Origin of the sequence: Streptomyces sp. NPDC051109, from assembly GCF_044455885.1 — a bacterium.
Classification (GTDB): domain Bacteria; phylum Actinomycetota; class Actinomycetes; order Streptomycetales; family Streptomycetaceae; genus Streptomyces.
Window position 1 is genome coordinate 195294 of record NZ_JBITFF010000008.1, and the last position, 19055, is coordinate 214348.

Sequence of the window (19055 nt, forward strand, 5' to 3'; positions counted from 1 at the left end):
GCAGACGCGGAAAACCGGCGGGCGCCACCAGCCCTCCACCTGGCAGACTCAGGTCATGACCACGCTCAAGGCCAAGCTCCAGGAAGACCTCACCACCGCCATCAGGGCGCGCGACGAGCTGCACTCGTCCACGCTGCGCCTGACCCTCGCCGCCATCACCAAGGAGGAGGTCGCGGGCAAGGAGGCGCGCGTGCTCTCCGACGACGAGGTCCTCAAGGTGATCGCCAAGGAGGCGAAGAAGCGCCGCGAGGCCGCGGAGGCCTTCGCGCAGGGCGGCCGTCCCGAGCAGTCCGCGCGCGAGACGGCGGAGGGTGAGTTCCTCGACACCTACCTGCCCAAGCAGCTCAGCGACGAGGAGCTCGGCGCGATCGTGGCGCAGGCCGTCGAGGAGGCCAAGGCCGCGGGTGCCGAGGGGCCGCGGGCCATGGGCGCCGTCATGAAGATCGTGAACCCGAAGGTGGCCGGTCTGGCGGAGGGCGGCCGCGTCGCCGCCGCCGTCAAGAAGCACCTCGCATAGACGTGCACGCATGAATGAACGGAGGGCCCCGCCTGCGCGCTGCGCGGGCGGGGCCCTCCGTTCATCCACTCATGTCCGCTAGTCCTCAAGGCCGCCGATCACGCCGCCCGGGAACGGGTCGGTCGGGGTTCCACCGCCGGTCGCGCCGGCCGTCGCCCCGCCGGTGGCGCCGCCCGTCGCGCCTCCCGTGGCCCCCGCCGCCGTCTGGCCGCCGGGGCGGCCGCCGGGCTTGCCGTCGCCGCCCGGCTTGCCGGGCTTCCCCGGCTTGTTCGGGTTCGGGTTCGGGGTGCTGGGGCGGCCGCCGCCCGTCGGCGCGCCGCCGCTCTCCGGGATGCCGACCGTGGTGAAGCTCGGAGCCTCCCGGCCCGACAGCGCGCCCGAGACCGCCTGCTTCCAGATCGGACCGGGCAGCCCGCCGCCGTAGACCTTGTCGTAGTACTGGCCGCCGATGGTGATGTTCTCCATCGACACCTGCTTGGCGCCGCCCGAGCCGACCCACGTCGCGCCGGCCATGTTCGGCGTGTACCCGACGAACCAGGCGTTGTAGCGGCTGTCGGTGGTGCCCGTCTTGCCCGCGTTCTGCCGGTCCGTCAGACCCGCCGCGGTACCCGTACCGGAGTCGATCACGCCGAGCAGCAGCGTGTTGACGGTGTCGGCGGTCTTCTCGCTCATCACCCGGTCGCACTGCGACTTCGGCACCGCCAGCGCCTTGCCGTGCGCGTCGGTGATGGACTCCAGGGCGACGGGGGTGCAGTACACGCCGCGGTTGGCGAAGGTCGCGTACGCGTTCGCCATGGTCAGCGGGGACATGCCCTCGGTGCCGAGCGCGATCGCCGGGACCTCCGGCAGCTTCGTCCCGTCGGCCGGGATCACGCCGAGCTTGGTGGTCATCTCGGTCACGGGGCACAGCCCGTTCTCGGAGATCATCTCCACGAAGTACGTGTTGACCGACTTGGCCATCGCGTCCTGCATGGCGTACGGGCCGCGCTCGGACTCCGACTCGTTCTCGACCCGGTCGTGGGAGGTGTTGACCCAGGGCTTGTCGCCGCAGGTCTCCACCGGGCTCGGGTACTCCATGTCGTGCGGGGACGGGTACGTCTTGCCCGGGGACACGCCCTTCTCCAGGGCCGCGGCCGCGACGAACGGCTTGAAGGTCGAACCGGTCGGGAAGCCGAAGTTCGATCCGCCCATCCGCTTGTCGACGGAGAAGTTGATCTGCGTCTCGTTCTTCCCGAAGCCGTACGGCTTGGACTGGCCCATGGCGAGGACCCGGCCCGTACCCGGCTGCACCAGGGTGACGGCCGTGGCGACCTTGTCGTCCTGGTTGACGTGGTCCTTGATCGACTCGTTGACGGACTCCTGCGACTGCGGGTCCAGCGTCGTCCGCACGGTCAGGCCACCCTGGTTCCAGAGCTTGGCCCGCTCCTCGCGGGTCTTGCCGAACACCGGGTCGGTCAGGAACGTGTTGCGCACGTAGTCGCAGAAGAAGCCCGCGCCCTTGACCGCGGTGATGCAGCCGTTCTTCGGCCGCGTCACCTTCAGCGTCACCGGCTTCTTCTTCGCCTCGTCCGCCTCTGTCTGCGAGATGTCCTTCATGTCGGCCATCCGCTGGAGGACGACGTTCCGGCGCTTCATCGCCTCCTGCGCGTCGTTCACCGGGTCGAACCGGCTCGGCGACTGCACCACACCCGCCAGCAGGGCCGACTCGTCCAGGGTCAGGTCCTTGGCCGGCTTGCTGAAGTAGCGCTGGGCGGCGGATTCGATTCCGTACGCCTGCTGGCCGAAGTACGTGATGTTGAGGTAGTTCTCGAGGATCTTCTTCTTCCCGAGCTCCTCCTCGACCTGGATCGAGTACTTCAGCTCGCGGATCTTGCGGCCGAGGCTCTTCTCCTGCGCCTCGCGCACCTTGGTCTCGTCATCGCCGGCTTCTTCGACGAACACGTTCTTCACGTACTGCTGCGTCAGCGTGGAGGCGCCCTGCGCGGCCCCGCCCTCCTGCGCGTTGCGGTTGACCGCGCGCAGGATGCCCTTCGCGTCGATCGCGCCGTGCTCGTAGAAACGCGAGTCCTCGATCGCGACGATCGCCTTCTGCATGTACGGGGAGATGGCCGTCAGCGGCACCACCTGCCGGTCCCGTGAATAGACCGTGGCGATCAGGCCACCTTCGGCGTCCAGAATCGTCGTACGCTGGCTCAGCGGCGGTGTCTTGAGATTGGCCGGGATCTCGTCGAATCCCTCGACCGTTCCCTTGGCGGCGAGCCCCAGGGCGCCTGCGCCCGGGATCGCGATGCCGGCCAGCACAACTCCGGAGAGAACGGACACCCCGAGGAACTTGGCGGCCTGCTGCGGCCCCGTGAGCCCGGCGCCCGAGCGCTTCTTTCCCATGGAGGGCAGCCTACGTTCTCATTCGCCGGACACGCGCGAATGCCTTGGCCTAAGCTGTCCTCAACTGTCACAGCAGTGCGGTGCGACATCAACCCCCCGGCTTGATTTTCACCCTTCCCGAATGGGGTGGACTCATGTCCGAATCTCGCCCTTCACTCTGACGGTCTCTCGCCCGCGGTCCGCCGATTCCACCCGAATTGCCGGAATGGTCGGGCATGTCGCCGGATCACTCCGTCGGGTGATCTGCCGCTTACCCATAGTCCGTTCGGACCATTCAAGATTGGGCCCGTCGGGGGTGTTGCACTGTCCCCGCCTTCCGTAACGTCCTCAACTGGCAGCGGTGAATATGCCGCTACCGCCGTGGGGGAGCCTCGATTCGGGAGAGGACGGCGCCGGGATGGGCTGGGTTACCGACTGGAGTGCGCAGGCAGCCTGCCGCACTACCGATCCGGATGAACTGTTCGTTCAAGGAGCGGCACAGAACAGGGCCAAGGCGGTGTGCACCGGGTGTCCGGTGCGGACCGAGTGCCTGGCCGACGCGCTCGACAATCGTGTCGAGTTCGGAGTATGGGGCGGAATGACCGAGCGGGAGCGTCGCGCACTGCTGCGCCGGCGTCCCACCGTCACCTCGTGGCGACGGCTGCTCGAAACCGCTCGCACGGAGTACGAGCGCAGTACGGGCATCCTCACCGTGGACGTCGACGCGGACATGGCGGAGATCGACGTTCCGTACGAGACGTACGCGGCAGCGGGGTAGGCCAGGGCCCCCTCGCGCGGTCCCGCGTACGACTGCCTCCGCACCCGGAGGACCGCTCGTACGCAGGCGTCCGTTGTAGGCGTACGTCGTAGGCATCCGCCCTACGAACGCCTACGCTCCGGCCGGCACCCCGGCCGCGAGTCGCTCTCCGATGGCCCGCAGCCCGGCGAGGTCGTGCACATCGCCGGGCAGGGCGGCCACCTCGGCCACCGCCACCTCAGGGTGCAGTGAGGTGAAACGATCGCGTGTGCGCTGTTCGCGCGCGATCACCTGCATCCGCTCGGCGTGCAGACGCAGCAGTCCTGCGGTGATCTCGTCCACATCGGCTCCCGCCGCGTCGGCGTCCGCCGCTTCGGCCTCCGCGGCCGAGTCACGAAGTCCAGCATTCCCGGACTCCTGATCGACAATGCCGCCCTCTTCAAGATTCTCTGCGGCGGCCAACGCCCGCTCCGCGGACAGCTGATCGGCACCGCTGCCGTGCACCCGGTTCAGTACGAGCCCGGCCAGCGGCATCTTCTCCGCGGCCAGCCGCTCCACGAAGTACGCAGCCTCCCGCAGCGCGTCCGGCTCGGGCGCCGCGACCACCAGGAACGCCGTACCCGGAGCCTGGAGCAGCCGGAACGTCGCGTCCGCGCGGGTGCGGAACCCGCCGAACATCGTGTCCATCGCCGCCACGAACGTCTGTACGTCCTTCAGCAGCGAGGCGCCCATCAGCTTGCTGAGCGTGCCGGTCATCAGGGACATGCCGACGTTGAGGAACTTCATCCCCGCCCGGCCGCCGACCTTCGCCGGAGCCATCAGCACCCGGATGAACTTTCCGTCCAGGAAGGACCCCAGTCGCTTCGGCGCGTCGAGGAAGTCCAGCGCGGACCGGCTCGGCGGGGTGTCCACGACGATCAGGTCCCAGTCGTCGCGGGCGCGCAACTGTCCCAGCTTCTCCATCGCCATGTACTCCTGCGTGCCCGCGAAGCCGGCCGACAGCGACTGGTAGAAGGGGTTGGCGAGGATCGCCTCCGCCCGCTCGGCGTCCGCGTGCCCCTCGACGATCTCGTCGAAGGTCCGCTTCATGTCGAGCATCATGGCGTGCAGTTCGCCGCCGTCCGCACCGTCGACCCCCTGCACCCCCTTCACCCTGCGCGGGGTGTTGTCCAGCGAGTCGATCCCCATCGACTGGGCGAGCCGCCGCGCCGGGTCGATGGTCAGCACGACCACCTTCCGCCCGCGCTCCGCCGCCCGTACGCCGAGGGCCGCGGCGGTCGTGGTCTTGCCGACCCCGCCCGCGCCGCAGCAGACGATGATCCGCGTCCCGGGATCGTCCAGTAGGCGGTCCACGGGCAGCCGCCGCGGAGCGTCCATGCCGGCGCCGGTCCTCGTTCCCGTCGTGGCCTCGGTCATTCGTCGCCCGCCTGCTTCCGCAGCTCCGAGGCCAGCTCGTAGAGCCCGGCCAGATCCATCCCCGCGCCCAGCAGGGGGAGTTCGTACGTCGGCACGTCCAGCTGCTCCAGTACGGTGCGCTGCGCGCGCTCCAGCTCCACCCGGCTCGCGTGCTCGGCGGCCTGCGCGAGCAGCGGGTCCACCAGCCGCTCCGCGAGCCCCCCGCGTCGCGCGCCGCCCAGGCCCGCCCGGGACAGAGCCTTGGCCACGTCCGCCCGGCGCTCGCCGGCGGCGCCGCGCAGGGTGTCCTCGTCCAGGTGGTGCGGCCGCACCATGTTGACGACTACCCGCCCGACGGGCAGTCCGGCCTCCTCCAGCTCGGCGATGCCGTCGGCGGTCTCCTGGACCGGCATCTCCTCCAGCAGAGTGACCAGGTGGACGGCCGTCTCCGGGGACTTGAGCACCTTCATGACGGCCTGCGCCTGGTTGTGGATCGGCCCGAACCGGGCCAGTCCCGCCACCTCGTCGTTGACGTTCAGGAACCGGGTGATCCGCCCGGTCGGTGGCGCGTCCATGATCACGTGGTCGTAGACGTAGCGCCCGGCCTTGTCCTTGCGCCGGACCGCCTCGCACGCCTTGCCGGTCAGCAGGACGTCCCGCAGGCCGGGCGCGATGGTCGTCGCGAAGTCGATGGCGCCGAGCTTCTTGAGCGCGCGGCCGGCGGAGCCGAGCTTGTAGAACATCTGGAGGTAGTCGAGCAGTGCGCGCTCGGCGTCGATGGCCAGGGCGAAGACCTCCCCGCCGCCCGAGGCGACGGCGATCTTCCGCTCCTCGTACGGGAGCGCCTCGGCGCCGAAGAGCTGCGCGATCCCCTGCCTGCCCTCGACCTCGACCAGCAGCGTCCGTCTGCCCTCGCGCGCGAGGGCGAGCGCGAGTGCCGCGGCGACCGTGGTCTTTCCGGTTCCGCCCTTGCCGCTGACCACCTGGAGCCTGCTCACAGCGTCTGAGCCTAACCACTCGCCCCTCGGGCCGCGCATGAGCCTCCCCCAACCAACCTTCGGCCGGGCGGACCCCCGCGCCGTCACGCGTTACGCTCGCCCCCATGACCAAGAAGTTCGAATACGCGACGGTCCCGCTGCTGGTCCACGCCACCAAGCAGATCCTGGACACCTGGGGCGAGGACGGCTGGGAGCTCGTCCAGGTCGTGCCCGGGCCGAACAACCCCGAGCAGCTCGTGGCCTACCTCAAGCGGGAGAAGGCATGAGCGGCGTCGTCGAGGCGAAGCTGGCCGAGCTCGGCCTGACCCTGCCGGACGTCGTCCCGCCGCTCGCCGCTTACCAGCCGGCCGTCCGGTCGGGCGCGTACGTGTTCACCGCGGGGCAGCTCCCGATGGTCCGCGGCAGCCTGCCGACGACCGGCAAGGTCGGGGCGGAGGTCTCCGCGGAGGAGGCCAAGAAGCTGGCCGCCGTCTGCGCGCTGAACGCCCTGGCGGCGGTGAAGTCCGTGATCGGCGACCTCGACAAGATCGAGCGCGTCGTGAAGGTGGTCGGCTTCGTGGCCTCGGCCCCGGACTTCACGGGCCAGCCGGGCGTGCTGAACGGTGCGAGCGAGCTGCTCGGCGAGGTGCTCGGCGAGAAGGGCGTCCACGCCCGCAGCGCGGTCGGCGTGGCGGTCCTCCCGCTGGACGCCCCGGTCGAGGTCGAGCTCCAGGTCGAGGTTTCCGCTTCCTGACGCGCGGCACCTCTTCCCGGCGCCGCACTGCTTCTCGACGCGCCGCTCCGTTCCCTGACGCGCCGCACCGTTTCCTGCCGCGCCGCACCGTTTCCTGACGCGCCACTCGCGCGCTTCGGCCCTGGCGGGCCTCACCGGCTTCGTGCCGCTGCGCCGGACTCCGTCCGGCGGCCCGCCAGGGCCGTTTCCGTTCCGCCGGGGCCGTTCGCGTTCCGCCGCCTCCAGCCCGTCCGGCGTTCGGGGACCGGGTCGGGGCGGCACGGCCGTCCGTCCGGTGGCTCTCGAACATCGGGCCGGATACCCGTAGCATCCCGTCATGCCGAATGGTCAGTACGGTCAGCAGCAGCCCCCCGCCGGAGGCCAGTGGTACCCGCCGGAGTGGCCCGACCGCATCCGCGCGCTCATGGCCGGTTCCCTCGTTCCGGTGGAACCCCGCCGCGCCGCCACCGTCATGCTGCTCCGCGACACCTCCGCCGGACCCGTCGTGCACATGCTGCGCCGCAAGGCCTCCATGGCCTTCGCGGGCGGCGCGTACGCCTACCCCGGCGGCGGGGTCGACCCCCGCGACGAGGACCACCTCGTCGGCTGGGCCGGCCCTGGCCAGGACGACTGGGCCGCCCGTCTCGACACCGACCCCCGCACCGCCCAGGCGATCGTTTGCGGCGCCGTCCGCGAGACCTTCGAGGAGGCCGGCGTCCTGCTCGCCGGCGAGTCCCCCGACACGGTCGTCGGCGACACCACCGGCGACGACTGGGAGGCCGACCGCGTGGCCCTCGTCGCCCGCGAGCTCAGCTTCGCCGAGTTCCTCGACCGCCGCGGCCTGCTGCTGCGCTCCGACCTGCTCGGCGCCTGGGCCCGCTGGATCACCCCGGAGTTCGAGCCCCGCCGCTACGACACCTGGTTCTTCGTGGCCGCCCTCCCCGAGGGCCAGCGCACCCGCAACGCCTCCACAGAGGCCGACCGGACCGTCTGGATCCGCCCCGCGGAGGCCGCGGCCGGCTACGACAAGGGCGAGTTGCTGATGATGCCGCCCACCATCTCCACGCTGCGCTCGCTGGAGCCGTACGGGAGCGCAGCCGGCGCCCTCGCCGCGGCCGCCGCCCAGGACCTGACCCCGGTACTGGCGCAGGCCACGCTGGAGAACGGCGAGCTGGTGCTCAGCTGGCCCGGCCACGACGAGTTCACCAAGCACGTCCGCCCCGGAGGCACCCCGTGACGAATGCGGCCGCTCTGCCCGGACAGCCCCGAGGAATCGTTACCTCAGGGCCCGCCACCGCCCGCGCGGTCAACATCCTGGCCCCCAACGCCTCCGCGATGACCCTGGACGGCACCAACACCTGGCTCGTCTCGGAGCCCGATTCCGCGGAAGCCGTCGTCATCGATCCCGGCCCCCTGGACGAGGCCCACCTGCGCGCCGTCGTGGAGATGGCCGAACAGGCCGGCAAGCGGATCGCGCTGACCCTCCTCACCCACGGCCACCCCGACCACGCCGAGGGCGCGGGCCGGTTCGCCGAGCTCACCGGTACGAAGGTCCGTGCGCTGGACCCCGCCCTGCGCCTCGGCGACGAGGGGCTCGGCGCCGGGGACGTGATCCGCACCGGCGGCCTGGAGCTGCGCGTGGTCCCGACCCCCGGCCACACCGCCGACTCGCTCTGCTTCCACCTGCCCGCCGACCGCGCCGTGCTGACCGGCGACACGATCCTCGGCCGCGGCACCACCGTCGTGGCCCACCCCGACGGGCGCCTGGGCGACTACCTGGACTCGCTGCGCCGACTGCGCTCGCTGACGGTCGACGACGGCGTGCACACGGTGCTCCCGGGCCACGGGCCGGTCCTGGACGACGCCCAGGGCGCGGTGGAGTTCTACCTGGCCCACCGGGCGCACCGGCTCGCCCAGGTGGAGACGGCCGTGGAAGACGGGTTCACGACCCCCGAGGCGGTCGTCGCGCACGTCTACGCGGATGTGGACCGCTCGCTGTGGCCGGCCGCGGAATGGTCCGTACGAGCGCAGCTGGAATACCTCCAAGATCACGGGCTGATCCCGGGGGGCCCCGAATGACCATGCTGTTCCTGCTGCTCGCGCTGATCGCCACCGCTTCGTGGATCACCTCGACGGTGACCTTGCGCATGAAGGCCCTGGAGCGGCGCTCGGATCGGCTGGAGCGGCGTCTCGGCCTGCTCCTGGACCATTTCGGGATCGTGGAGCCGGAGCCGGCCGGGCTGGACGAGGTACGGGCGCTCGCGCGCGACGGCCGTACGGTCGAGGCCGTCCGGGTCTATCGGCGGATCACCGGGGCCGACCTGCTGGAGGCGAAGCAGGCGGTCGAGGCCCTGAGGGCCGTCTGAGCGCCACATCCGGGGACGACGCCGGGGACGGCGACCTGGGGACGACGGCCCGGAGACGGCCGCCCGGAGCCAGCCGTCCGGAGACGATCATCCGGAGCCAGCCGTCCGGAGCCAGCCGTCCGGAGCCAGCCGTCCGGAGCCAGCCGTCCGGAGACGGCCGTCCGGAGACGGCAGAGGGGCCCCGCCCGACCGGGCCAGGACCCCTCCACTCACACCAGAACCGCGGTCAGCGGGACCGCTTCGCCAGCCGCTCCACGTCCAGCAGGATCACGGCGCGGGCCTCCAGGCGGAGCCAGCCGCGGCCCGCGAAGTCCGCGAGGGCCTTGTTGACCGTCTCGCGGGAGGCGCCGACCAGCTGGGCCAGCTCTTCCTGCGTCAGGTCGTGCACGACGTGGATGCCTTCCTCGGACTGCACGCCGAAGCGGCGCGACAGGTCCAGGAGGGCGCGGGCGACGCGGCCCGGGACGTCGGAGAAGACCAGGTCGGACATCTGGTCGTTGGTCTTGCGCAGGCGCCGCGCCACCGCGCGCAGCAGCGCGGTCGCGACCTCGGGCCGGGCGTTGAGCCAGGGCTGGAGGTCGCCGTGGCCGAGGCCGAGCAGCTTGACCTCGGTCAGGGCCGTGGCGGTGGCGGTACGCGGGCCGGGGTCGAAGAGCGACAGCTCGCCGATCAGCTCGCCGGGGCCGAGGACGGCCAGCATGTTCTCGCGGCCGTCGGGGGAGGTGCGGTGGAGCTTCACCTTGCCCTCGGTCACGACATACAGCCGGTCGCCGGGGTCGCCCTCGTGGAACAGGGCGTCACCGCGTGCGAGGGTCACCTCGCCCATGGAGGCGCGGAGCTCCGCGGCCTGCTCGTCATCGAGCGCCGCGAAGAGCGGGGCGCGCCGCAGAACGTCGTCCACGAGTCTCTCTCCTATGTCGACCAGCTCAGGGGGACCTGGTCCCCCATTTTGCCGGACGGCTCAAACAGTGCGATCAATCACTACCTAGGATGCCGGACGTACGCGTGTGCTGTGCGGTGAGAGGCCAATCAGAGTGGTGTTACCTGAGGTCCAGGCGGGTGTCAGCGCCCGGCCTTAGGCTGGTCGGGTGTCCAACAAGCCGGTGAGAGCACAGGCCAAGGGGTCCGCAGGAGTGACGGGCGGGCCCAATTCAGCTGTGGGCGAACAAGCCCCCGAGAAGACGCCCCGGAAGCCCCGGAAGGCCCAGCCGAGCCTTCAGGGCAAAGCTTCGGCCAAGAAACCGGAATCGCATCTGGCGATGGTGCGCCGGGCCCGCCGCATCAACCGCGAGCTGGCCGAGATCTATCCGTACGCCCACCCCGAGCTCGACTTCCGGAATCCCTTCGAGCTCCTGGTCGCCACGGTCCTCTCCGCGCAGACCACCGACCTGCGCGTGAACCAGACGACCCCGGCCCTGTTCGCCGCCTACCCGACCCCCGAGGACATGGCCGCGGCCGTTCCCGAGGATCTGGAGGAGCTCATCCGGCCGACCGGGTTCTTCCGGGCGAAGGCGCGGTCCCTCCTCGGCCTCTCCCAGGCCCTGCGGGACGACTTCGGCGGGAACGTGCCGGGCCGGATCGAGGACCTGGTGACGCTGCCGGGAGTCGGCCGGAAGACGGCCAACGTGGTGCTCGGCAATGCGTTCGGAGTCCCGGGGATCACCGTGGACACCCACTTCGGCCGACTGGTGCGCCGCTGGAAGTGGACCGAGCAGGAAGACCCGGAGAAGGTCGAGGCCGAGATCTGCGCGATCTTCCCGAAGAGCGAGTGGACGATGCTCTCGCACCGCGTCGTCTTCCACGGCCGCCGGATCTGCCACTCCCGCAAGCCCGCCTGCGGAGCCTGCCCGATCGCCCCGCTGTGCCCGGCGTACGGGGAGGGCGAGACGGACCCGGAGAAGGCGAAGAAGCTGCTCAAGTACGAGAAGGGCGGCCAGCCCGGCCAGCGGCTGAGCCCGCCGCCCGACTATCCGGGCCTCCCGGCGCCGCCGCTGGGCGCCGACCCGGCGGCCCCGGCCGACGCGGCTGCGTCGGCCGCCCCCACCGCCTCCTGAGCACAGGTCGGGGAGCGGAACCGAACGGAGCACGGCCGCGGGCCGCCGCACGGCGGCCCGCGGAGGAACGAATCCGGCCCGGAGCTGCGTTGTCCCCCTATCGGGACGGCGACGGTGGTCGGCGACGGCAGGGAGCAGGGGTGCCTATGACGCGCGGAGCGCGGGACGAGAGCGGCGTGGCCCAGGCGGCCGCGCCGCCGCAGCAGGGCGAGTCGCACGTCCCGTACGAGGGCGGGCGCGCCGGCACTCCGTACGTGAGCACCCAGGGCCTGCCCGGGTGGCTCGGCCCCGTCGTCGAGGCCGCGGCGACGGTCCGGCCGACCCAGCTCAGCCGGTTCCTGCCGCCCGAGGACGGCCGCGGCCGCCAGTCCGCCGTGCTGATCCTCTTCGGCGAGGGCCCCCGCGGTCCCGAGCTGCTGCTCATGGAGCGCTCCGGAACCCTGCGCTCGCACCCCGGCCAGCCCTCGTTCCCCGGCGGCGCACTCGACCCCGAGGACGGCGATCCGCACACCATCGGCCCGCTGCGCGCCGCCCTGCGCGAGGCCGAGGAGGAGACCGGGCTCGACCCCTCCGGCGTCCAGCTCTTCGGCGTGCTGCCGCGCCTCTACATCCCGGTCAGCGAGTTCGTCGTGACCCCGGTCCTCGGCTGGTGGCGCGATCCGAGCCCCGTCGGCGTCGTGGACCCGGCCGAGACCGCCCGCGTCTTCACGGTTCCCGTGGCCGATCTCACGGATCCCGATCATCGGGTCATGGCCGTCCATCCGATGGGCCACCTGGGCCCCGCTTTCACCGTCGAATCGGCTCTGGTCTGGGGTTTTACCGCCGGAGTGATCGACCGGCTCCTGCATTTCGCCGGGTGGGAGCGCCCCTGGGACCGTTCGAGGCAGGTCCCGCTCGACTGGCGCGCATGAGACGGTGACCCTCGTGAACGTGCTGGACATCCTGTTGCTGGTCGCCGCCGTGTGGTTCGCGATCGTCGGCTACCGCCAGGGGTTCGTCGTCGGCATCCTGTCGGTGATCGGCTTCCTCGGCGGTGGTCTCATTGCCGTGTCCCTGCTCCCGCTGGTCTGGGACCGGGTGACCGACAACGGCACCCAGGTGTCCACCACGGTCGTGGTGATCGCCGTCGTCGTCATCATCGTCTGCGCCTCGATCGGGCAGGCCTTCACCACCCACCTGGGCAACCGCCTGCGCCGCCACATCACGTGGTCGCCGGCGCGCGCGCTCGACGCGACCGGCGGGGCCCTGGTCAACGTCGTCGCGATGCTGCTCGTGGCGTGGCTGATCGGCTCGGCCCTCGCCGGGACGTCACTTCCCACCCTGGGCAAGGAAGTCCGCAACTCCAAGGTGCTGTTGGGCGTGTCGCGGGTGCTGCCCGCGCAGGCCAACACCTGGTTCTCGGACTTCAGCTCCACCCTCGCGCGCAGCGGCTTCCCGCAGGTCTTCAGCCCGTTCTCGAACGAGCCGATCACCGAGGTGAAGGCGCCCGACCCGGCGCTCGCCCGCAGCCCCGTCGCCGAGGCGGCCAAGCGCTCGATCGTGAAGGTCGTCGGTACCGCGCCGAGCTGCAGCAAGGTCCTGGAGGGCACCGGATTCGTCTTCGCGCCCGGCAAGGTCATGACCAACGCGCATGTCGTCGGCGGGGTCGGCGAGCCGACCGTGCAGATCGGCGGCGAGGGCAAGCTCTACGACGGCAAGGTCGTGCTCTACGACTGGGAGCGCGACATCGCCGTCCTGGACGTGCCCAAGCTGAAGGCGCCCGCGCTGGAGTTCACCGACAAGGACGCGGCGAGCAGCAGTGACGCGATCGTCGCCGGCTTCCCGGAGAACGGCGCGTACGACGTCCGCGCGGCGCGCGTCCGCGGCCGGATCAACGCCAACGGCCCGGACATCTACCACCGCGGCACCGTCCGGCGCGATGTCTACTCCCTCTACGCGACCGTCCGCCAGGGCAACTCCGGCGGCCCGCTGCTGACGCCCGACGGCAAGGTGTACGGGGTCGTCTTCGCGAAGTCGCTCGACGACCCGAACACCGGGTACGCGCTGACGGCGGACGAGGTCCGCGACGACATCCGGATCGGGAAGGCCTCCGACCGGCGGGTCGACAGCCAGGGATGCGCCCTGTGAGGCCCGTACGGGCCTGGTCCGCACGGGTCCGTTGATCCGTATGGATCCGGGTGGGCCCGTACGGACGGGGCGCGGCCCCGGCTACGTCCGTGGATGCCGCAGGCGCGCCGAGACCCAGCGGGCCCGGCGGCGCAGGATGCGCGGAATCCCGAGTCGGGGGTCGTGGCCGTCCCGGCCCGTCCTCCCGTGCGTGCCCGGCGTCGCTGCCGGGCGGCGTTCGCGTGCGGTGTCACCGTAGTCGTGCGTCCAGCCCATACAACGAGCTGTGCCCGGGCCCCAAGGTCGGTAATCCCGTCCGGAGCGGCCAATTGGCCTATGCGCCGGGCAATTGAATGTTCGTAGGACAGTAGTACTGACAACTGGTCAGCTGTTCCGCTGGCGCCCCGTCAGTTCGGCGGTACGGTTCAGCGGTCCGGCTCAGGGTCCTTCAGCCAGTTGACCAGCTCGGTCGAGAAGGCCGCCGGATCCTCCTCGTGCGGGAAGTGCCCGAGGCCGTCGAACAGCCGCCACCGGTACGGGGCTTCGACGTACTCCCCGGAGCCGGCCGCGCTCCGGGTCCGCATCACCGGGTCGAGCGATCCGTGCAGGTGCAGCGTCGGCACGCGCACCGGCCGCCTCATCCGGCGGTTGAACTGGAGCCCGTCCGGCCGGGCCATCGACCGCATCATCCAGCGGTACGGCTCGATCGAGCAGTGCGCGGTGGACGGGATGCACATCGCACGCCGGTACACGTCGAGGTCCTCGACGGCAGGCGGCAGCGGACCGGACCAGTCCCGGATCAGTTCGGCCACGAGCGCCCCGTCGTCGGCGACGAGCTGCCGCTCCGGGATGAACGGCCGCTGGAAGCCCCAGATGTGCGAACTCGCCCGCGTCTGGCCGAAGTCGGACAGCATCGCCGAGCGCCAGCGCCGCGGGTGCGGCATCGAGGAGACCACGAGCCGGCGCACCAGCTTGGGCCGCATCACGGCCGCGGTCCAGGCGAGGTAGCCGCCGAGGTCGTGTCCCACGAGGGCGGCGTCCGGCTCGCCGAGGGACCGTACGACCCCGGTGATGTCGAGCGCCAGGTTGGCGGGGTCGTAGCCGCGCGGGGTGCGGTCGCTGCCGCCCACCCCGCGCAGGTCCATCGCGACCGCCCGGTACCCGGCGTCGGCGAGCGCGGTCAGCTGGTGCCGCCACGTCCACCAGAACTGCGGGAAGCCGTGCAGCAGCAGCACCAGCGGCCCGTCGCCCATCTCGGCGACGTGGAACCGGGCCCCGTTGGCCGCGACGTCCCGGTGGGTCACCGCTCGCCCGCCGGGCACGTCGATCCTGACCGCCGTCGCGGCGGTGGGCGGAGTGCTGGAATCCGGTGAGGGCGCTGTCATGAGGACGAGCGTGCCACACCCACGGCCTGGTCACTCACCGGCCGCGGATGCGGCTTGACGGTCGCGACGACCGCCGCGGTCTCCTTGACCGAGGCGATGGTCTTCTCCGGCGGCTTGACCTTCTTGAACTTCGATACGGCGATCAGCGCCAACAGGCCCGCGAGCAGCAGGAACGCCACGCCGACGATGAGGAACGACCAGGCCAGCCCGAGCCCGAGGTTGTGGATCCCGTACGCCGCGGCGAAGCTCAGCACGGGCAGGGAGAACAGGGCGAACACTCCTGCGATCCCGATGGCGGTGCCGCCGATGCCCGCGCGCTTGACGTCCTGGCGGATCTCCGCCTTGGCGAGGGCGATCTCGTCGTGCACCAGGGCGGACATCTCGGCGGTGGCCGAGGCGACCAGCTGGCCGAGTGTGCGCTCGGCTCCTTGCGCCCCTTGGTCCACTGCGCTCATCGCTCTCTCCCTCTGTCTTCTGCCGTCGTCTGCTGTCGACGCCCTGCGCGGCGGCTGTCCTTCGCCCGTCACGGCGTCAGTTCAGATCATGCCGGACGGTCGCCCTCGGCGCTGGACCCGGTGGTCGCTTCGAGCGCGGCGTCCGTGGCCGCCTCAGCCTTGCGGCGGTGTTCCGCGGCCTTGGCCTCGTAGATCTTCGCCATCCGCAGGTGGTACTCCGGCTTGTCCTGCTCGTAGATGTCGGGAATGCCGTCGAGGTCCTCGTCGCGCTCCTCGTCCTCGGTGAGGGCCTGGTACTTGCGGTTGCGGAGCTTGAGCAAGACGCTCGCGACGACGGCGGCGATGAGGGAGCCGAACAGGACGGCGGCCTTCACCTCGCCGGTGAGGGTCTGGTCGCCGGTGAAGGCCAGTTCGCCGATGAGGAGCGAGACGGTGAAGCCGATGCCGGCGAGCGAGGCGACGGCGAGTACGTCGGGCCAGGCCAAGTCCTCGTTGAGCGAGGCGCGAGTGAAGCGGGCGGCCAGCCAGGCGCCGCCGAAGATGCCCAGGGTCTTGCCGACGACCAGGCCGAGGACGACGCCGAGGGTTTCGGGCCGGGTGAAGACCTGGGCGATGGCGTTGTCGGAGAGCGAGACCCCGGCGGAGAACAGGGCGAAGAGCGGGACGGCCAGGCCGGCGGAAATGGGCCGGACGAGGTGCTCGATGTGCTCGCCGGGGGAGGTGTCCTCTCCCTCCTTGCGGGAACAGCGGAGCATCAGGCCCATGGCCACGCCGGCGATGGTGGCGTGGACGCCGCTGTTGTACATCAGGCCCCAGATGACCAGGGCGAGCGGGACGTACACGTACCAGCCGTGGACGCCCTTGCGGAGCAGGAACCAGAAGACGACCAGGCCGAGGACCGCGCCGCCGAGGGCCGGGAAGTCGATCTCGCTGGTGAAGAACACCGCGATGATCATGATGGCGAAGAGGTCGTCGACGACGGCGAGGGTCAGCAGGAAGGCGCGCAGGGCGGACGGCAGCGAGGTGCCGATGACGGCCAGGACGGCCAGGGCGAAGGCGATGTCGGTGGCGGTGGGGACCGCCCAGCCGTTCATCGAGCCGCCTCCGGCGGTGTTGACGAGTACGTAGACCAGGGCGGGCACGGCCATGCCGCAGACGGCGGCGATCACCGGGAGGGCGGCCGCCTTGGGGTCGCGCAGATCGCCCGCTACGAGCTCGCGCTTGAGTTCGATGCCGGCGACGAAGAAGAAGATGGCCAGCAGCCCGTCGGCGGCCCAGTGCTGGATCGAGAGGTCCAGGCCGAGGGAGGCGGGGCCGATGTGGAAGTCGCTGACTTCGGTGTAGCTGTCGGAGAGGGCGGGGATGTTGGCCCACACCAGGGCGGCGATGGCGGCCACGAGCAGGAGGACACCGCCGACGGTCTCGGCGCGCAGGGCGTCGGCCACGAAGCGCCGCTCGGGCAGGGAGAGCCTGCCGAGGAACTTGGGGCTGTGGCGGTCGGTGGGGCTGGGCGCGGCCACGGGAGGCACCTCCGGGGTGGGTTGGACGGCATGGCGAAGCTCGTTGCCGACCAGACTTCCCGGCGCACCCTGTGGACTACATTCTTTACGCTTCTCATACTTTACAGGGTTGCGCGAGGATGTATCCGGCGATCTTCACTTTATGTGCGAAAGGGGCATCCGGCGCGATGCGCCGGATGCCCCTCGTCACTCGGTCGGCGCGGTGCGCGCCCGGTCCTGGCCCGGTACCGGCCCGGTCCTCGCTCAGTCTTCGCTGGAGGCGGACGGCAGCTTGCTCTGGATCAGATCCATCACCGAGGAGTCGGCCAGCGTCGTGACGTCGCCGACCGCGCGGTCCTCGGCGACATCGCGCAGCAGACGCCGCATGATCTTGCCCGAGCGGGTCTTCGGCAGCTCCTGGACGGGAACGATCCGCTTCGGCTTGGCGATCGGGCCCAGCGTGGCGCCCACGTGGTTGCGCAGCTCGCCGACCAGGGTGTCGGTCTCCGAGGCGCTGCCGCGCAGGATCACGAAGGCAACGATCGCCTGGCCGGTGGTCTCGTCCTTGGCGCCGACCACGGCCGCCTCGGCGACCGACGGGTGGGAGACGAGCGCCGACTCCACCTCGGTGGTCGAGATGTTGTGGCCGGAAACCAGCATCACGTCGTCCACCCGGCCGAGCAGCCAGATGTCGCCGTCCTCGTCCTTCTTGGCGCCGTCGCCCGCGAAGTACTTGCCCTCGAAGCGGGACCAGTACGTGTCGACGAACCGCTGGTCGTCGCCCCAGATGGTGCGCAGCATCGACGGCCACGGCTCGGTGAGGACCAGGTAGCCGCCACCGCCGTTCGGCACCTCGTGGCCTTCGTCGTCCACGACCGTGGCGCCGATCCCGGGCAGCGCGCGCTGCGCCGAGCCCGGCTTGGCTTCGGTCACGCCGGGCAGCGGGGAGATCATCATGGCGCCGGTCTCGGTCTGCCACCAGGTGTCCACGATCGGGCAGCGGTCACCGCCGATGTGCTTGCGGTACCAGATCCAGGCCTCGGGGTTGATGGGCTCGCCGACCGAGCCCAGCACGCGCAGGCTCGACAGGTCGAACTTCGCGGGGATGTCGTCGCCCCACTTCATGAACGTGCGGATCGCCGTGGGCGCGGTGTAGAGGATGGTGACGCCGTACTTCTGCACGACCTCCCAGAACCGGCCCTGGTGCGGGGTGTCCGGCGTGCCCTCGTACATCACCTGGGTGGCGCCGTTGGCGAGGGGACCGTAGACGATGTACGAGTGCCCGGTCACCCAGCCGATGTCGGCGGTGCACCAGTAGACGTCGCTCTCCGGCTTGAGGTCGAAGACGGCGTGGTGGGTGTACGCGGCCTGCGTGAGGTAGCCGCCGGAGGTGTGCAGGATGCCCTTGGGCTTACCCGTGGTCCCCGAGGTGTACAGGATGAACAGCGGGTGCTCGGCGTCGAAGGCCTGCGGGGTGTGCTCGGCGGACTGGCGTCCGACGATCTCGTCCCACCAGACGTCGCGGCCCTCGGTGAACGCGGTGTCCTGGCCGGTGCGCCGTACGACGAGCACGTGCTCGACCTGCGGGCACTTGGCGACGGCCTCGTCGATGGCGGGCTTGAGGGCGCTGGGCTTGCCGCGGCGGTAGCCGCCGTCGGCGGTGATGACCAGCTTGGCGTCGGCGTCCTGGATGCGGGAGGCCACGGCGTCGGCGGAGAAGCCGCCGAAGACCACCGAGTGCGCGGCGCCGACGCGGGCGCACGCGAGCATCGCGACGACGGCCTCGGGGATCATCGGCAGGTAGACCGCGACCCGGTCGCCGGCCTGGACGCCCAGCTCGGTGAGGGCGTTGGCGGCCTTGGAGACCTCGTCCTTGAGTTCGGCGTAGGTGATCGCCCGGCTGTCGCCCGGCTCGCCCTCGAAGTGGATGGCTACGCGGTCGCCGTTGCCGGCCTCGACGTGCCGGTCCACGCAGTTGTACGCGACGTTCAGCTTGCCGTCGGCGAACCACTTGGCGAAGGGCGGGTTGGTCCAGTCGAGCGTCTCCGTCGGCTCGGTGTCCCAGGTCAGCCGCCGTGCCTGCTCGGCCCAGAAGCCCAGCCGGTCCGCGTCGGCCTGTGCGTACGCAGCCCCTGTGACGTTGGCGGCGGCGGCCAGGTCGGCGGGAGGAGCGAATCGGCGCTCCTCCTTCAACAGGTTGGCCAGGCTTTCGTTGCTCACGACATCTCCCTTTCCCAGGGTGTCCGTTGTGTCCCCGGGCATAGCTCATCAGTCAGCGGCCCTGGTGACAAGGGGTAGCCGAAAATTGGTTTAGACCTATATCACAGCCGGGCGGATGCGCAGAGTGGCCCCTCCCCGCTGCAGGGTGCGGGAAGGGGCCACTCCGTGACACGGATACCGGAGGGTACCGGTTCGTTCGCATCCATGATCCGGATCTGCCGGGCACG

The 19055-nt window shown here is 71.0% G+C and carries 18 protein-coding genes; 10 read left to right on the top strand and 8 right to left on the bottom strand.

Annotated elements, in window-relative coordinates; genetic code table 11:
- The first annotated feature begins 55 nt into the window (after positions 1-55).
- Positions 56-517 (top strand): GatB/YqeY domain-containing protein, encoded by a 462-nt coding sequence (locus tag ACIBAD_RS17565; protein ID WP_048477044.1) that lies wholly within the window; start codon positions 56-58, stop codon positions 515-517.
- Between the two features lie 78 nt (positions 518-595).
- On the opposite strand, the gene ACIBAD_RS17570 is transcribed toward ACIBAD_RS17565, so the two are convergent.
- Complete coding sequence (locus tag ACIBAD_RS17570) at positions 596-2902, bottom strand: transglycosylase domain-containing protein (protein ID WP_398907581.1); 2307 nt, start codon at positions 2900-2902, stop codon at positions 596-598.
- Positions 2903-3299: 397 nt separating this feature from the next.
- On the opposite strand from ACIBAD_RS17570, the gene ACIBAD_RS17575 reads away from it, so the two are divergent.
- Positions 3300-3659 (top strand): WhiB family transcriptional regulator, encoded by a 360-nt coding sequence (locus ACIBAD_RS17575; RefSeq protein WP_053690983.1) that lies wholly within the window; start codon positions 3300-3302, stop codon positions 3657-3659.
- A 111-nt stretch (positions 3660-3770) separates the two neighbouring features.
- Here ACIBAD_RS17575 and ACIBAD_RS17580 read toward each other — a convergent pair whose 3' ends face one another.
- Both ACIBAD_RS17580 and ACIBAD_RS17585 read right to left on the bottom strand, forming a co-directional pair.
- Entirely contained in the window at positions 3771-5015 is a 1245-nt protein-coding gene (locus tag ACIBAD_RS17580) for an ArsA family ATPase (RefSeq protein WP_134074469.1), read from the bottom strand.
- Between the two features lie 35 nt (positions 5016-5050).
- Complete coding sequence (locus tag ACIBAD_RS17585; protein ID WP_398907582.1) at positions 5051-6031, bottom strand: ArsA family ATPase; 981 nt, start codon at positions 6029-6031, stop codon at positions 5051-5053.
- A 104-nt stretch (positions 6032-6135) separates the two neighbouring features.
- On the opposite strand from ACIBAD_RS17585, the gene ACIBAD_RS17590 reads away from it, so the two are divergent.
- The 5 genes from ACIBAD_RS17590 to ACIBAD_RS17610 all read left to right on the top strand — a co-directional run bounded on the left by ACIBAD_RS17590 (position 6136) and on the right by ACIBAD_RS17610 (position 9109).
- Positions 6136-6297 carry a DUF4177 domain-containing protein gene (locus tag ACIBAD_RS17590; protein ID WP_007264966.1) on the top strand — a complete coding sequence of 54 codons (162 nt, stop codon included), beginning with the start codon at positions 6136-6138 and terminating at the stop codon, positions 6295-6297.
- Positions 6294-6764, top strand: coding sequence for a RidA family protein (locus tag ACIBAD_RS17595; protein ID WP_030152718.1), 471 nt, complete (start codon positions 6294-6296; stop codon positions 6762-6764). Before ACIBAD_RS17590 ends, ACIBAD_RS17595 begins: the two co-directional genes overlap by 4 nt.
- Before the next feature lie 316 nt (positions 6765-7080).
- Positions 7081-7980, top strand: a complete 900-nt coding sequence (locus tag ACIBAD_RS17600) for an NUDIX hydrolase (protein ID WP_134072559.1) — start codon at positions 7081-7083, stop codon at positions 7978-7980.
- On the top strand, positions 7977-8822 hold the full coding sequence (locus ACIBAD_RS17605; protein WP_398907585.1) for an MBL fold metallo-hydrolase: 846 nt from the start codon (positions 7977-7979) through the stop codon (positions 8820-8822). The genes ACIBAD_RS17600 and ACIBAD_RS17605 overlap by 4 nt, the downstream gene beginning before the upstream one ends.
- A complete protein-coding gene (locus ACIBAD_RS17610; RefSeq protein ID WP_398907587.1) occupies positions 8819-9109 on the top strand; it encodes a hypothetical protein in 291 nt (96 codons plus the stop codon). Before ACIBAD_RS17605 ends, ACIBAD_RS17610 begins: the two co-directional genes overlap by 4 nt.
- 226 nt (positions 9110-9335) lie before the next feature.
- Here the strand turns inward: ACIBAD_RS17610 and ACIBAD_RS17615 are convergent, their stop codons facing one another.
- Complete coding sequence (locus ACIBAD_RS17615; RefSeq protein ID WP_003981529.1) at positions 9336-10010, bottom strand: Crp/Fnr family transcriptional regulator; 675 nt, start codon at positions 10008-10010, stop codon at positions 9336-9338.
- 358 nt (positions 10011-10368) lie between these two features.
- Between ACIBAD_RS17615 and nth the strand changes: the two genes are divergently transcribed.
- The 3 genes from nth to ACIBAD_RS17630 all read left to right on the top strand — a co-directional run bounded on the left by nth (position 10369) and on the right by ACIBAD_RS17630 (position 13290).
- The gene (nth, locus tag ACIBAD_RS17620) at positions 10369-11163 is read left to right on the top strand and encodes an endonuclease III (protein WP_398907589.1); all 795 of its coding nucleotides are present in this window, start codon (positions 10369-10371) and stop codon (positions 11161-11163) included.
- A 146-nt stretch (positions 11164-11309) separates the two neighbouring features.
- The gene (locus ACIBAD_RS17625) at positions 11310-12074 is read left to right on the top strand and encodes an NUDIX hydrolase (protein ID WP_398907592.1); all 765 of its coding nucleotides are present in this window, start codon (positions 11310-11312) and stop codon (positions 12072-12074) included.
- Between the two features lie 13 nt (positions 12075-12087).
- Positions 12088-13290, top strand: coding sequence for a MarP family serine protease (locus tag ACIBAD_RS17630; RefSeq protein ID WP_134074468.1), 1203 nt, complete (start codon positions 12088-12090; stop codon positions 13288-13290).
- Between the two features lie 404 nt (positions 13291-13694).
- On the opposite strand, the gene ACIBAD_RS17635 is transcribed toward ACIBAD_RS17630, so the two are convergent.
- From ACIBAD_RS17635 to acs, 4 genes are all read right to left on the bottom strand, one after another.
- Positions 13695-14654: an alpha/beta fold hydrolase gene (locus tag ACIBAD_RS17635; RefSeq protein WP_134072549.1), complete on the bottom strand. Its 960-nt coding sequence runs from the start codon at positions 14652-14654 to the stop codon at positions 13695-13697.
- Positions 14651-15109, bottom strand: a complete 459-nt coding sequence (locus tag ACIBAD_RS17640; protein ID WP_134072547.1) for a phage holin family protein — start codon at positions 15107-15109, stop codon at positions 14651-14653. The genes ACIBAD_RS17635 and ACIBAD_RS17640 overlap by 4 nt, the downstream gene beginning before the upstream one ends.
- 86 nt (positions 15110-15195) lie before the next feature.
- Complete coding sequence (nhaA, locus tag ACIBAD_RS17645) at positions 15196-16629, bottom strand: Na+/H+ antiporter NhaA (RefSeq protein WP_398907595.1); 1434 nt, start codon at positions 16627-16629, stop codon at positions 15196-15198.
- A gap of 243 nt (positions 16630-16872) precedes the next feature.
- A complete protein-coding gene (gene acs / locus ACIBAD_RS17650; RefSeq protein ID WP_078988440.1) occupies positions 16873-18870 on the bottom strand; it encodes an acetate--CoA ligase in 1998 nt (665 codons plus the stop codon).
- Positions 18871-19055 lie beyond the last annotated feature (185 nt).